Raw genomic sequence first — 14,157 nt, forward strand, 5'->3', positions numbered from 1 at the left:
CCGCTCTACCAATCAGATGCGGAAATGCCCGACCATGCCCTTCAGTTCCATTCCCAATTGCGCCAGTTCGATACTGGAGGCGGCGTTGCCCTGCATCGCCAGCGCCGATTGATCGGCACTGGCACGAATGCTGGTTACGCTGCGATTGATCTCCTGCGCCACCGAACTTTGCTCTTCGGCGGCCGCGGCAATCTGCTGGTTCATCTGCTGGATCAGCGACACCGCTGTCGCGATGCTGCCCAGCGCGCCTTCAGTCTGCAGCGCATCGCTGACCGCCAGCTTGACCAGTTCGTCGCTGCTGCGGATCTGCTGCACCGACGACTGCGCGGCTGAGCGCAAGGCACTAACCAACCGCTCGATCTCTTCGGTGGACTGCTGGGTACGCTTGGCCAGCGCCCGCACTTCGTCCGCCACCACCGCGAAACCACGCCCCTGCTCGCCGGCACGGGCCGCCTCGATGGCCGCATTGAGCGCCAACAGATTGGTCTGCTCGGCCACGCTCTTGATCACACCGAGTACAGTGCCGATATTCTGGATTTCCGCACTCAAGCTTTCGATACTCAAACTAGCCAAATTCGACGATTCGGCCAGTTGCTCGATGCGCTGCATGCTCTGGCGCACCACCTGCTGGCCGTTGTCGACCTTGTCGTCGGCGGTCTGTGCCGCCAGCGCGGCCTCTTCGGCATTGCGCGCCACATCGTGGACCGTGGCGGTCATCTGGTTCATCGCCGTCGCTACTTGCTCGGTTTCCTCCTTCTGGGTGCTGACCTCCAGGTTGGTCTGTTCGGCTACCGCCGACAAGGAATGCGCGGAAGTCGCCAACTGTTCGATGCCGGCTTGCAAGCCACTGACGATACCGCTCAGGCCGGCCCCCATTTGCTGCATGGCTTGCATCAGTTGGCCGATCTCGTCGCGGCGCTTGACCTCCACCGTGCCGGTCAGGTCTCCAGCGGCAATCTGCTGGGCGACCCGGATCACACTGCGCAGCGGTGCGACAATCAGGCGAGTGATTAACCATGCCGCCACCAGGCCGACCAACAAGGCCAGAGCGGAAGAACCGATGATCAGTATCGAGTTCTTTTTCAACTCGGCTTGCATCGACTGATCTTCAGCCGCGTAGGCCTGATTGACCCGCTCGACCACTTGGGCCGCACGCTCGTTCAATTGCCGGTAGACCTGCTTTTCCCGCTCCAGCAGAGCGGTGTATTCGCTGAGCTTTTCGCTAAAGCTGGCGATATGGCCACCGACCTCATTGAGTACCGTCTGGTAGCCGGGGTCCTTGACCGTAGTCTTGAGCTGCTCGACCTCGGCCAATGCCTGATCCGCCTGTTCGATTTTGCCTTGGTTCTGGTTTTCCTCGTCACCCTTGCGGCTTTGATCAAGACGCACCCGCGCCTCGTTCATCGCCTGCAACATCAACTTCGAAACGTGGCTGACCTGGCCAGCCTGCTCGATGAGTTCACCGCCCTCCTTGCTCTGGGCTTGCTTGAGCCCATAGCTGCCGTCATCGGCCAGGCCGGCCTGCAGCACATCGAGGTTGTTGGCCACGCTAGACACTGACCAACTGGCCATTTCCAACGCCAGGTCCTTGGCCTGGGTCAGCTCGACAAACTCGTCGAACGCCTTGCGGTAGGCCATCAAGGCCTGCTCGACATCTGTCATCACCGGGACGTTGGCCACTGATTGCGCCTTGAGGGCCTGCGCCTGTGCCACCAGAGCATCCGCGCCCTCACGCAGCGCATCGACCGTCTTGGGGTCCGAATGCAGAGCATAGTCCTGCTCCAGCAGGCGCACCTTGAGTAGGCTGCTGTTGAGCGAGGACATCTGTTTCAGTCCGTCGAAACGCAGACTGATGGCCTGCAAGGACCAGACGCCGATTGCCGCTACCCATGCAGTCAGCAGCAATACCAGGGCAAAACCGATACCCAGCTTCTTCGCCATACCCAGGTTGGCAAAACGTCCTTGCACGGCAGAAATCATGGTGTTTAATCCCCGTTCGAATGCTGAAGGCTTACAAGCCATTCAAGAATCGTGCAGATTCGCAACCACCATCGGTGCAGCACAAGCCTTTGCCGTCGCAATAATGGCCAAAAGCTACATCCGCGTCGCTTTCAGAATGGTCGAGGTCGATTCGGCATCGCCCAGCAAGCGGAAGAATTTCTGCGCTCGCTGATCCGCCACATAAGCCACGTTGATCCGCAGCCAACCCGAGGAAGTTCCCTCAGGAGTAAAAACCGCATCCTGTGCAAGCAATACTCCGAGTTTGTGGGCACCGGCCCGAACCTGAGTAGGACTGTAACGCCGACTGCGCGCCCAAACGAACATACCGCCGGAGGGCTCGCTGAAGACTTCCCAGCCGGTCTCTTCGAGCAGGTCCAGCGTCATGGCCATTTCCGCGCCCAGCCGCTGGCGAAGGCGCTGCACCAGTTTGCGATAGGCACCGTTGGCCAGCAGTGTGGCCACAACGCACTCGGCAAATCGCGAAGCCCCCAGGCTGGTAATCATCTTCACCTCGGCCAGGCGCCGGATAAGCCCGGCGTGAGCGCGGATAAATCCGACCTTCAACGAACTACTCAGGGTCTTCGAGAAACCGCCGAGGTAAATGACCCGCTGCTGGGAGTCCAGCGCCGCCAACTGCACCCCTGGGCCACTCTGCAGATCGCTGAAGACGCCATCCTCGACAATCAGGAAATCCTCGGACTGCGCCAACTGCAACAACTGCATGGCGACCGCAAGGGTCAGGCTGCTGCCCGTCGGATTGTGATAGAGGCTGTTGACGAACAGGCATTTCGGGCGATATTGATGCAAGTGCGTGCGCAGCACCTCGATGTCAGGCCCCGTGCGCGTTCTGGGCACTTCGAGCAATTCGATGCCCTGCAAGCCCAGGAGTTTGTAGAGATTGCCATAACCCGGGGTCTCGACTACCACACAATCCCCCGGCTTGAGCAGCGTGCGCACCAGCAGGTCGAGGCCCTGGGTGATTCCCAGAGTGGTCAGGACCTCGCCATCGCTGGATTGAATGCCTTTTTGTGTCAGGCACTTGTGCAATTGCTGGCGCAAGGCGGGCAAGCCCAATGGGGTGCTGTAGTGGAACAGGCCTTGCATCTGGGTACGACTGATTTCACGCACTGCATAACCGATATCGTCGCTCTCGCGCCAACCCTGGGGAATCCAGCCACAACCCAGTTTCAATTCCCCCAGCGGATGCTCGCTGAACGCTCCCCACTGCGCTTCCAGCCCCTCGTACCACTCTTGCTCGGCGCCCTGACAGGATGCCGCGCCGCTGTCGGCGACAATAAATACCGAACCATTGCGTGAGGCCAGCACGCCCTGCATGACCAGGCGCTCATAAGCCTGTGTCACATTGGCCTGGCTGAGAGAGTTTTCCTTGGCCAACTGCCGCACCGACGGCAAACGCGTCCCTGGACAGGCCCGATTCAGCCGGGTCCATTCGACAATCGCGGTGACGATTTGCTGCACGACGGGCACCGGTGCCTGCCGATCAATTTCCAGATCCATTGTGTGTAACGCTCCAAAGCACGGTTATTTCTAGTTAAACAGTTAAACACAAAAGCCCCGTACCTCAGCTTGCACAAAAAGCCTCCTCGCGTGCCTCTTCAAGCCCCGTACACCGTGGCCTGCAGCGCTCGACTGACAGGCACCAACGAATCTACCGACGGTATGCGCCACACTGCCGGACATAAAAAAACTCGCACTGGCGGGTTCTTTTACCGGGGAACTACAGGCAGCGGCGAACAGCACGACAGATCAAATGGCGGTGGCGCCACCGTCGACCGCCAGGGCGTGGCCGGTGGTGAACGCCTCACCGTCACTGCACAGGTAGAGCACCGCGTTGGCAATCTCCTCGACCTTGCCGATACGTCCGACCGGGTGCATCGCCGCGGCAAACTCGCCTTTCTTCGGATCGGCCTCATAGGCGCGACGAAACATGTCGGTGTCGATCACCGCCGGGCATACCGCGTTGACACGGATTTTCTTCTTCGCGTATTCAATCGCCGCCGATTTGGTCAAACCGATCACCGCGTGCTTGGAAGCGGCATAGATACTCATTTTCGGCGCGGCACCAAGACCGGCAATCGATGCCGTATTGACGATCGCGCCGCCGCCCTGGGCCAGCATCAATGGCAACTGGTATTTCATGCACAACCAGACCCCTTTGACATTAACCCCCATGATCGCGTCGAATTCGTCCAGAGTGCCATCAGCCAGCCTGCCCTTTTCGATCTCGATCCCGGCATTGTTAAAGGCGTAGTCGACCCGGCCATAGACGTCGATAGTCTGCTCAAGGAGCTTCTGCACATCGGCTTCCTGGGTCACATTGCAGCGCACGAAGATCGCAGTGCCACCGGCGGCACGAATCAGTTCGACGGTCCCCTCGCCCCCCACCACATCCAGGTCGGCCACCACCACTTTCAAGCCTTCGGCGGCGAAAGCCACGGCGGTTGCCCGACCAATTCCTGCGGCTGCGCCGGTCACCAGGGCCACCTGGCCGGAAAACGTCATACTCATGGTTATCTCCTCGCTGAATACCTGAATGATCGCCTGGGCCGAGTCTAGTGGCCTGTACGACTCCGTGCAGCAGCAGTATCGCAAGGCCGGTTATCGCCTCATGCACCGCCTTGATAAGCTGCGGTGATAACAATGGTAAGCATCATCATCGAAATGGATCGCCACGTATTCGCCAGGCAGGCAAAACTTGCCGGGGTGCCGATCAGGGTCTATCTACTAGGCTTCATTGATCGTTTCGAGTGCCTGCCATGCCCGCCCAGAACAATCGTCAATTCCTGCTGGCCAAACGCCCAGCCGGAGCGGCGACCCGAGACACCTTCACCTACCAGGAAGTCCCGGTGGGCAAACCGGGAACGAACCAGATCCTGGTCCGCAACCAATACCTGTCCCTGGACCCCGCCATGCGCGGCTGGATGAACGAAGGCAAGTCCTATATCCCACCGGTGGGCCTGGGCGAGGTGATGCGCGCGCTGGGGGTCGGCGAGGTGATTGCCTCGAACAACCCAGGATTTGCGGTCGGTGACTACGTCAACGGTGCGCTGGGCGTGCAGGATTATTTCCTCGGCGAGCCGCGAGGTTTCTACAAGGTCGATCCGAAACTGGCGCCACTGCCACGCTATTTGTCGGCACTGGGCATGACCGGGATGACCGCCTACTTCGCCTTGCTCGATGTCGGTGCGCCGAAAGCCGGTGAAACCGTGGTGATTTCCGCAGCTGCCGGAGCCGTGGGCAGCATTGCCGGACAGATTGCCAAGCTCAAGGGCTGCCATGTGGTCGGGATTGCCGGGGGAGGCGAGAAGTGCCGCTACCTGATCGAGGAACTGGGCTTCGACGGCGTCATCGACTACAAGAACGAAGACGTTCAGGCCGGCCTGAAACGCGAGTGCCCTAAGGGTGTCGATGTGTATTTCGACAATGTCGGCGGCGATATCCTCGATGCGGTGCTGACCCGTCTGAACCTCAAGGCTCGCATAGTGATCTGCGGCGCCATCAGCCAGTACAACAACAAGGAAGCCGTCAAGGGCCCAGCCAACTACCTGGCGCTGCTGGTTAATCGCGCACGCATGGAAGGTTTCGTAGTCCTGGATTATGCGCCACGTTTCGCTGCCGCCGGACAGGAAATGGCCGGCTGGATGGCCAAAGGACTGCTCAAGAGCAAAGAGGATATCGTCGAAGGCCTGCAGACCTTCCCCGAGACGCTGATGAAATTGTTCAGCGGCGAGAACTTCGGCAAGCTGGTATTGAAGGTCTGAACGGATCGCTCGTCACTGAGGTGTGGAAGCGAAGCTTAGCCGCATCTCAGTGACGGCTCTCCCTCTCTAAGCGAGGCTCCTCGTCCCGACCAGCCCCGCTCCCACACCTGCAAGATCAGGCCAGCTCGGCCACCACCGCCGCGAGGGCCTGGGCCGGGTTCGCCGCCTGGCTGATTGGCCGACCGATCACCAAGTAGTCGGAACCGGCTTCCAGCGCCTGGAGTGGCGTCAGAATCCGCCGTTGATCATCCTGGGCGCTGCCTGCCGGACGAATCCCCGGAGTCACCAGTTGCAGGCCCGGATGCGCACTCTTCAGGGCCGTGGCTTCCAGCGCCGAACACACCAGGCCATCGAGCCCGGCCTTCTCGGCCAGGGCCGCCAAGCGCAGTACCTGCACCTGTGGCTCGACATCCAGGCCGATACCCGCCAGGTCTTCACGCTCCATGCTGGTCAGCACGGTCACGCCGATCAGCAACGGTTTCGGGCCGCTGAACTGGTCGAGCACATCACGACAGGCGGCCATCATGCGCAGGCCACCGGAGCAATGGACGTTGACCATCCAGACGCCCATTTGCGCGGCCGCCTTGACCGCCATCGCGGTGGTGTTGGGAATGTCGTGGAACTTGAGGTCCAGGAACACTTCGAAACCCTTGTCGCGCAGGGTTCCGACAATTTCCGAAGCGCAACTGGTGAACAGTTCCTTGCCGACTTTGACCCGGCACAGTTTCGGGTCCAACTGATCGGCCAGCTTCAGGGCGGCGTCACGGGTGGGGTAATCCAAGGCGACGATGATAGGCGTCTGGCAGGCGGACATGAATGGGCTCTCAGGCAAGTCGAAATCGGCGCGGATTGTAGCGCAAGCCGAGGCTGATCGGGACCCGGTGATCGGCAAATGTGCCGACCCTGTGCCATAAAGCCCCCCCCAGCTAGCGCCCACTCCGGTCACCGGTACGTCCGCCACACCCGTGCCTGCGCGGCTGACCGGGTTGTAAGAGCTATCGGGGTAGAACAAGCTTACAATTGAATCGCAGAGAAATCCCATGACTCAAAATGGCAAGGACCGGCCTCCCGCACGAACCGCTCGTGCGGGGTCGGCCCATCAAGGAGAACCTTATGCCCTGGTATGCCTGGTTAATCATCGTGATTGCCGTCGGCTCCATCGTCGGCGGCCTGATGATGCTGCGCGACACCGCCACCAAAGTGGAGCTCACCGACGAGCAGCGCAAACGCGTCCAGCAGCGCAACGCGGAGGCTGATGCCAAGGACGCGCAAGATCGCTGAAATCGCGCGCTACGCTCACTCCCACGCCGCCCGGGCGATATGCAAGCCAGGCTGACCTTATATAGCCTGCACGCTCGGGTTGGCCGCAACCTTCGAGCAGCACCGCTTCCAGCCGATAATTCGCGGCCCACCGCCGCTCATGCGGATCGTTGACATTCCAGACGTTGAAGTCACCCACCTGCAGGACCGAACCTTTGCTGACCCGACTAGTGGCCTGTACGGTGAGTTCGTTAGCTCAAGTTCGGATGCCATAAGTTCATGGCTAAGGCGCTGTGACGAGTCATAGCCGGGCTATGGCGAGTAACAGCAACGCAAGCCAGGGATTTAGGGCGCCGAAATTGACTCATAGAACTAACCACACAGGCCACTAGGCTGCGGGATAGTTTGTATACACGGGCAAGCGCCTCGCAAATAGTATTGCGCGAAACGTTGCAGCTGCTGACCAGATCGCTTTCAACCAGCCACATCCCTGGCAACAGACACTCTCCGATAATATCTGTCCGTCGTTCCTAAGTGATCTGATCGGCAAGGGAAAGTTGTATGTTCATCGTGACATCCGGGATTGTTCAACGATCATCAATCAAGGAAAGCCCACTATTCATGCCAAACCTTTCAATCTAACGTTGAATAATGTTGAAATAGACAGAAAAAAAAGTGGCGATTCCTCGACAAGTCATAGTTATCATTGGCTATAGATTTGGAGATTCGGCCGTGCGCTATTCACAAGATCACAAAGCTCAGACCCATGAGCGCATTATCAAGGAGGCGGCAGCCCGCTTTCGCCGCGATGGTATCGGCACCAGCGGCTTGCAACCTTTGATGAAAGCCCTGGGCTTGACCCATGGCGGCTTCTACGCGCACTTCAAATCCAAGGACGAACTGGTCGAAAAGACCCTGCAAGAAGCTGCGGCGGAACTTGATGTGCACTGTGACATGTTGTTCAGCCAGGACAGGCCGGTGCAGGCATTTATCGACAGTTACCTGTCCGAGTGGCACCTGACAACGCCTGAACACGGATGCCCGTTGCCGACCATGTGCTCGGAGTTGGGACAACGTGGAGCACCGAGCTCGACGACCGATACAGTAATCGAGTCTCGACTCAAGCAAGTCGAAGATGCGCTAGGCGGCGGACCGGATGCACAGGATCAAAGTATCGTGATGCTGGCGACGCTGGTCGGGGCACTAGTGCTGTCGCGCAGTGTGGAAGATGCGGAGTTGGCGCAAAAGATTCTGGACGTGACCAAGGCGCATCTGAAGGATCAGGTGGAGTAAGGCTTGCACCCGCCCAAGCAGAACCGCCGAAGGAAAAGAGACCGATCCCTGGACCGGTCTCGAACACTAGATCACTGCTGTCAGTTGATCCCCAACTGGTCGCGGTTCTTGTCGAGAATTGCCTTACCGATTCCCCTGACCTCAAGCAGCTCGTCCACCGAGGAGAAAGGTCCGTTCGCCTCCCGATAGGCGACGATGGCCTGGGCCTTGGCTTCGCCAATACCCGAGAGTTCGCGCTGGATGGTTTCGGCATCGGCGGTGTTGAGGTTGACCTTGCCAGCCTTTGTGGAAAGCGTTGCCTGGTTGGTGGGTGTGGCTTGTTGACTGGCTTGCGTAACCGGCGCAGCGCTGATGGCGCCAGCGGCACCGAGCAGAACGGTTAACAATAGAGAGGGGAAAAAACCTGTACGCATAGGTGACACTCCATGGCATCGTAAGAGAAAAGCAGCTTTTCCGAAGCTGCTTTTTAAACGTAGATGCTGCTGGAGCCTTGTCAAAAGTAGCGCCGTTACCGGGTGTGTAGCTTCAGGAGTCCATATGTCGTTGCTGATGGATCCAGTCCACTATCTCGCCGTCCGGAGCATACCCACTGACAGTATCACGCAATAACTGACGTACACGCGCGTAATCATCACTCTCGACAGCCACAAGCAATTCGGACAGACGCAACTTGAGTGTCTCCCAAGAAAGCAGATCTTCACTGGCGGTCATGATCATCGGATGCTGGGTCATCGCCACGTTGTCACCGATCAGTAGCTCTTCGTAAAGCTTTTCTCCAGGCCGCAAGCCGGAAAACTCGATAGCTATATCACCATGAGGGTTCCTGTCGGAGCGAATACTCAGGCCGGAAAGATGAATCATCTTTTCAGCCAGCTCGACAATTCTGACCGGTTCCCCCATGTCCAGGACAAACACATCGCCACCCTGCCCCATCGAGCCGGCCTGGATAACCAACTGGGCCGCTTCAGGGATAGTCATGAAGTAACGTGTGATCTTCGGGTGAGTCACCGTCAGAGGCCCTCCCGCTTTGATCTGCTTGTGGAACAGCGGAATAACCGAACCCGACGAACCCAGCACATTGCCAAATCGAACCATGGTAAAGCGGGTCTTGTTGACGCACGATACTTTGCTCGAATCACCAAAGAGCACCGGCGCCAACTCACGACTGAGGGCTTGGAGGATCATCTCGGCCAGTCGCTTGGTGCTGCCCATGACATTGGTCGGACGCACGGCCTTGTCGGTGGAAATAAGCACGAAGTTCACCACGCCCGCCCGCAATGCTGCTTGAGCGGTGTTCAGCGTACCGATCACATTATTGAGCACACCCTCGGCAATATTGTGCTCCACCATGGGAACATGCTTATAGGCCGCCGCATGATAGACCGTTTCCACACGCCAGGTTTTCATGATTGCCAGCAATTTGTCTGGATTACGCACCGACCCAAGGATCGGCAGCAAGCGCACGGACAGCGATTCAAGGGCCACGCGTCGTTCGAGCTCCGACAAAATACTGTAGAGATTGAACTCACTGTGCTCGAAGAGCAGAAGCGTTGTTGGGCGCAAGGCAAGAATCTGCCGGCACAACTCCGAACCAATGGAGCCGCCGGCCCCGGTTACGAGCACCGACCGCCCCTTGATACAATGCTCGAGCAATTCAGCCTGTGCTGGCACGGCATCGCGCCCGAGCAGGTCGGCGATATCGACTTCCTGAATATCATCAACCTTGACTCGCCCGCTTGCCAGATCCATGAAACCGGGCACGCTACGCACATGCAAAGGATAGCCCTCCAGCAGGCCGAGAATCTCACGGCGCCGGCCCCGGGAAGAGGAAGGAATCGCCAGTAGAATTTCCTGGGCTCCCGTGGCATCGATCATCTGCTGGATATGCCTGGGCTTGTAGACCTGTAACCCTGAAATACAGCGATCGGCAATGCTGCTGTCATCGTCAATAAAGGCAACGGGCTGCATCGCACGCCCCATGCGCAATGCAGCGACTAGCTGATTGCCAGCAGCGCCGGCCCCATACACTGCAACCTTGGGCAAGCCATTATCACGGCTGGCAAAGGGCATATGCTGAGCGGCCTCGAACCAATCCCCTAAAAAGTACTGACGCATTGCCAAGCGCAGGCCGCCCACCATGATCAAACTCAACCACCAATAGTTGAACATGATGGACCGAGGAACGACAGTCTGGTGATTACTATAGAGATAGACCACCACGCCCAGGATCAGCGAGGACAGGCTTACTGCCTTGATAATAGCAATCAGCGCATCATTGCCGAAATAACGCATCACGGCCCGATAAAGGCCAAATCGAATGAAAAGAGGAATCGCAACAATCGGAGCTACAATAAATAGCCAGCGATGCTGGGTAAATGGATTGATCAAATCATCTATCCCCAGGCGAACAACAAACGCCATCCACAGCGCCAACCAGACCATGACGGTATCGGTTACCACCTGCAAAAAGCGCTTTTTTCGACGCGGAAGACCTACCAAATAGGCTCGTATCTTATCCATAATCCCTCTGTAGCTTGCCTGCAAAATACCTCCCCCTGAATCAACCATCACTTAGTCGCGTCCCTGACCATGACAGTTTAAACAACCTTCTCCAACTCACCGGCATGAAATCGGACGGCGAGAGGCACCAAAGGGGCGTAAGCCAACACTAATCCAGTAAAACCATCCAATACAGACAGGCCGACACACAAACCGATAGGCAATAACCAAACGACATTGATCCCGAGCACCACCAGCGTGACGGGTAAATGACGACCGGCCTGACGCGAGGCAAATTGATAGGCGTGGCTGCGGTGAGCCTCGTAAACCTTGTCTCCACGAAGCAACCGCCGTCCAAGCGTAAAAGTCGCATCCACGATAAACACTCCCAGAAAAATCAACCATACCCACAGCAGATGAGGCGCATGCCAAGCGGCGTGGAGAGAAAGACCTCCCATCATGATGCCTAGAAAACCACTACCGACATCCCCCATAAAAATTCGCGCAGGGGGAAAATTCCAATAAAGAAAACCGGCAACGGCCAGTGCCAAACACAACGGAGCCCAGACCAAACCTTCGTATCCAGCAATTTTATAGACTAGACAGGCACCGAAACAGACGAAAATAGCTTCAACACTGGCAATCCCGTCAATTCCATCCATGAAATTATAGAGGTTGAGCATCCACACCAAGTAAAAGGCGGCCAGGATGTGACCCAGCCATCCCAAACTCACCTCTGCCCCGAAGAAATTGATAGCCGGCATACCGCCCAAACAAAACAGCATCCAAAAAGAGGCGAGAAAATGAGCCAATAGACGCCAACGGGCGGCTATATGCCCATGATCATCGAGAAAACCCACTATTGCGACAGCACTGCCGGCCACAAAAAGCGCCCAGAACACTGACCATGGCAGTATGCCTATCCAGGCTAAAACCGACAGCGCAATCAAGAAACCAAGCACAATCGCCACACCGCCACCACGAGGCGTCGCAACAGAATGAGAGCTACGCCCATTGGGAACATCTATCAAACTACGCGCTAGCGCATATCGGCGTAACATGCCGGTCAACATTAATGAGGAGACCAGTACGAACGCACACAACAGCAAAATCATCATCTAGTTCAAAATTCCTGAAACGCTGGCCACAAGCAAGCCAAGATAAAGAATGAAGCCTGCGAACTCAATCCACTATTCTACGCAACATTGCGATGGTGCGTCGGGATCTGTCTGCTGGAAGCTCGCGGTCGGCCTCATCTCTGCGGCTAGGTGATGACTCCAGCCTTGCCGTAATTGAGTCTCAAGGCAAGTCTGTATTGCTCAGCTTAAAGGGGCGAGGTAGGAAACCGAATTGTCATTGAGATTCGCAGCGGTCAGCCGCTCAAGCTCGGACTTGAGAGAATCAATGAGATCTGCAGTGGTTTGTAGTGGTTTAATTTCCCCGGACACCCCGATAGGTGGAAAATATATCTATCGAGGAGTTTTTCATGACCGACAAACGCAGGACATTCGACGACAGCTTCAAGCTGCAAGTCGTGAAAATGATCACGGACCAGGGGTTGGCCGTTTCACAGGTCTGCCGGGATCTCAATCTGGTCGATTCGGCGGTTCGACGCTGGGTCCAACAGTATGAATCGGAGCAGTTGGGGCAAGCCGGGATCGGTAAGCCGTTGACACCTGAGCAGCAGCGTATTCGGCAGTTGGAGCAAGAGAACCGGCAGCTCAAGATGGACAACGATGTCCTAAAAAACCGCCTCCCCGGCACTCCGCGGCCCATTTGGCTAGAAACACTACGTACTACACTTACATTTCTGGACAGTGGTCGCTGGCTTTTTGGAGGCTAAGTCCCCGTCAAAAAACTTGACCCAGGGGAAGCTGCGGACCCGTTAGTGGTGGCGCTTTCATGACCCCGTTTAGGAATGTGATTTGATCCGAGTCCCCGTCCAGTCCTGCCCTTGACTGGAGGTGCGTATGAAAAAGTCTGACTTAAAAAGCAGAGGGTTACCGGTAATTAATACTCGAGCGGCCGGCATTGATATCGGCTCACGCTTTCATGTTGTCGCCGTTCCAGCTGATCGCGCGCGAGATCCGATTCAAACCTTTAATACCTTCACCGCTGATCTTGAGCGGATGGCTAATTGGCTGGTGAGTCTCGGCATCTCGACAGTCGCCATGGAGTCGACCGGCGTTTATTGGATTCCGGTTTACGAGATACTCGAAACGCACGGACTTCATGTAGTACTTGCTAATGCCCGAGATGCTCGCGCAGTGCCAGGGCGTAAAACCGACGTGAATGATGCGCAGTGGATTCAACGACTCCATTCCTGCGGATTGCTTCGAGCTAGCTTCCGTCCAGATCGCGAAATCTCGGCTTTACGCAGCTATTTAAGATTACGAGAGCGCCACCTTGACTACGCGGCCGCACATATTCAGCACATGCAAAAAGCGCTCACCCATATGAATCTGCAACTGCACCATGTCGTGGCGGATGTCACCGGAGTGACCGGCATGCGAATAATTCGGGCCATAGTGGCCGGTGAGCGAAGCCCGTCAGTATTGGCTGCCATGAGCGATACCCGCTGCAAAGCGGGTATCGATGTCATTGAGGCTGCGCTAGTCGGTAATTATCAGCCGGAGCACATATTTGCCCTGTCACAAGCACTGACAATGTATGATGCGTACCAAGCGCAGCTCCTCATCTGCGATCAGCAAATTGCACAAGTGCTCATCAAGCTTTCACAGGAAAAGTTGCGTCCGTCAGAACCATTGCCTAAACCGCGTCATAAAACCCGGCAACCGAATGCACTTAACTTCGATGTTCGCACGTTGCTCTATCAACTGGTCGGCGTAGACCTCACGCAAATACATGGCATTGGCCCCTTTCTGGCACTGCGGCTGGTCGCCGAATGCGGTACAGATCTGAGCCGATGGCGCACTTGTCATCATTTTACTTCGTGGTTGACGCTTGCGCCGGGATGTAGGATCAGCGGCGGTAAGGTGCTTTCCGCTCATACTCGGAAAACCAAGAATCGAGTTACTGCCCACCTGCGCTTGGCTGCTGTCACAGTAGGGAGAACGAGTACTGCGCTTGGGGCCTTCTATAGACGCCTTGCAGCTCGAATCGGAAAAGCCAAAGCAGTCACCGCGACCGCCCGAAAAATTGCGATTCTGTTCTACAACGCGATGCGTTTCGGTATGAGCTATCAAGACCCCGGAGCAGACCAGTATGAACAGAGATATCGGGAGCGGGTCGTAAAGGGTCTACATCGCCGTGCTGCCGAATTTGGTTTCACTCTTCAGCCAACGGAGGGTGTTTCTTAGGA

Annotated in this window: 11 protein-coding genes and 3 pseudogenes; 5 read left to right on the forward strand and 9 right to left on the reverse strand. The window is 57.0% G+C overall.

What is annotated here, in order from left to right:
- Positions 1-12: 12 nt before the first annotated feature.
- From BMX68_RS26740 to BMX68_RS09840, 4 genes and pseudogenes are all read right to left on the reverse strand, one after another.
- Positions 13-894 carry a methyl-accepting chemotaxis protein gene (locus tag BMX68_RS26740; RefSeq protein WP_439896038.1) on the reverse strand — a complete coding sequence of 294 codons (882 nt, stop codon included), beginning with the start codon at positions 892-894 and terminating at the stop codon, positions 13-15.
- A pseudogene (locus BMX68_RS26745) lies at positions 874-2,022 on the reverse strand (HAMP domain-containing protein); the annotation flags it as partial. The pseudogene BMX68_RS26745 and the gene BMX68_RS26740, both read right to left, overlap by 21 nt.
- A 72-nt stretch (positions 2,023-2,094) precedes the next feature.
- Positions 2,095-3,519, reverse strand: a complete 1,425-nt coding sequence (locus tag BMX68_RS09835) for an aminotransferase-like domain-containing protein (RefSeq protein ID WP_074862083.1) — start codon at positions 3,517-3,519, stop codon at positions 2,095-2,097.
- Positions 3,520-3,768: 249 nt separating this feature from the next.
- Positions 3,769-4,530 (reverse strand): SDR family oxidoreductase, encoded by a 762-nt coding sequence (locus BMX68_RS09840; RefSeq protein WP_017133944.1) that lies wholly within the window; start codon positions 4,528-4,530, stop codon positions 3,769-3,771.
- Between the two features lie 248 nt (positions 4,531-4,778).
- Between BMX68_RS09840 and BMX68_RS09845 the strand changes: the two genes are divergently transcribed.
- Positions 4,779-5,783 (forward strand): NADP-dependent oxidoreductase, encoded by a 1,005-nt coding sequence (locus tag BMX68_RS09845; protein WP_017133942.1) that lies wholly within the window; start codon positions 4,779-4,781, stop codon positions 5,781-5,783.
- Positions 5,784-5,898: 115 nt separating this feature from the next.
- Here the strand turns inward: BMX68_RS09845 and pyrF are convergent, their stop codons facing one another.
- A complete protein-coding gene (gene pyrF, locus BMX68_RS09850; protein ID WP_017133941.1) occupies positions 5,899-6,597 on the reverse strand; it encodes an orotidine-5'-phosphate decarboxylase in 699 nt (232 codons plus the stop codon).
- A 299-nt stretch (positions 6,598-6,896) separates the two neighbouring features.
- On the opposite strand from pyrF, the gene BMX68_RS09855 reads away from it, so the two are divergent.
- Positions 6,897-7,064, forward strand: coding sequence for a DUF2897 family protein (locus BMX68_RS09855; RefSeq protein ID WP_017133940.1), 168 nt, complete (start codon positions 6,897-6,899; stop codon positions 7,062-7,064).
- A gap of 389 nt (positions 7,065-7,453) precedes the next feature.
- On the opposite strand, the pseudogene BMX68_RS26345 reads toward BMX68_RS09855, so the two are convergent.
- A pseudogene (locus BMX68_RS26345) lies at positions 7,454-7,612 on the reverse strand (GntR family transcriptional regulator); the annotation flags it as partial.
- Positions 7,613-7,775: 163 nt separating this feature from the next.
- Here BMX68_RS26345 and BMX68_RS09865 point away from each other — a divergent pair.
- Positions 7,776-8,336, forward strand: coding sequence for a TetR/AcrR family transcriptional regulator (locus BMX68_RS09865; protein WP_017133939.1), 561 nt, complete (start codon positions 7,776-7,778; stop codon positions 8,334-8,336).
- 80 nt (positions 8,337-8,416) lie between these two features.
- Here BMX68_RS09865 and BMX68_RS09870 read toward each other — a convergent pair whose 3' ends face one another.
- The 3 genes from BMX68_RS09870 to BMX68_RS09880 all read right to left on the reverse strand — a co-directional run bounded on the left by BMX68_RS09870 (position 8,417) and on the right by BMX68_RS09880 (position 11,953).
- Complete coding sequence (locus tag BMX68_RS09870; protein ID WP_017133938.1) at positions 8,417-8,749, reverse strand: ComEA family DNA-binding protein; 333 nt, start codon at positions 8,747-8,749, stop codon at positions 8,417-8,419.
- Between the two features lie 112 nt (positions 8,750-8,861).
- Positions 8,862-10,856, reverse strand: coding sequence for a polysaccharide biosynthesis protein (locus BMX68_RS09875; protein ID WP_017133937.1), 1,995 nt, complete (start codon positions 10,854-10,856; stop codon positions 8,862-8,864).
- A gap of 77 nt (positions 10,857-10,933) precedes the next feature.
- Positions 10,934-11,953, reverse strand: a complete 1,020-nt coding sequence (locus BMX68_RS09880; RefSeq protein WP_017133936.1) for an MraY family glycosyltransferase — start codon at positions 11,951-11,953, stop codon at positions 10,934-10,936.
- A gap of 368 nt (positions 11,954-12,321) precedes the next feature.
- Here BMX68_RS09880 and BMX68_RS25140 point away from each other — a divergent pair.
- A pseudogene (locus BMX68_RS25140) lies at positions 12,322-12,582 on the forward strand (transposase); the annotation flags it as partial.
- 223 nt (positions 12,583-12,805) lie between these two features.
- Positions 12,806-14,155: an IS110 family RNA-guided transposase gene (locus BMX68_RS09890; protein WP_017133934.1), complete on the forward strand. Its 1,350-nt coding sequence runs from the start codon at positions 12,806-12,808 to the stop codon at positions 14,153-14,155.
- Positions 14,156-14,157: the final 2 nt, after the last annotated feature.

Source organism: Pseudomonas agarici (assembly GCF_900109755.1).
In the GTDB taxonomy this organism is placed as follows: domain Bacteria; phylum Pseudomonadota; class Gammaproteobacteria; order Pseudomonadales; family Pseudomonadaceae; genus Aquipseudomonas; species Aquipseudomonas agarici.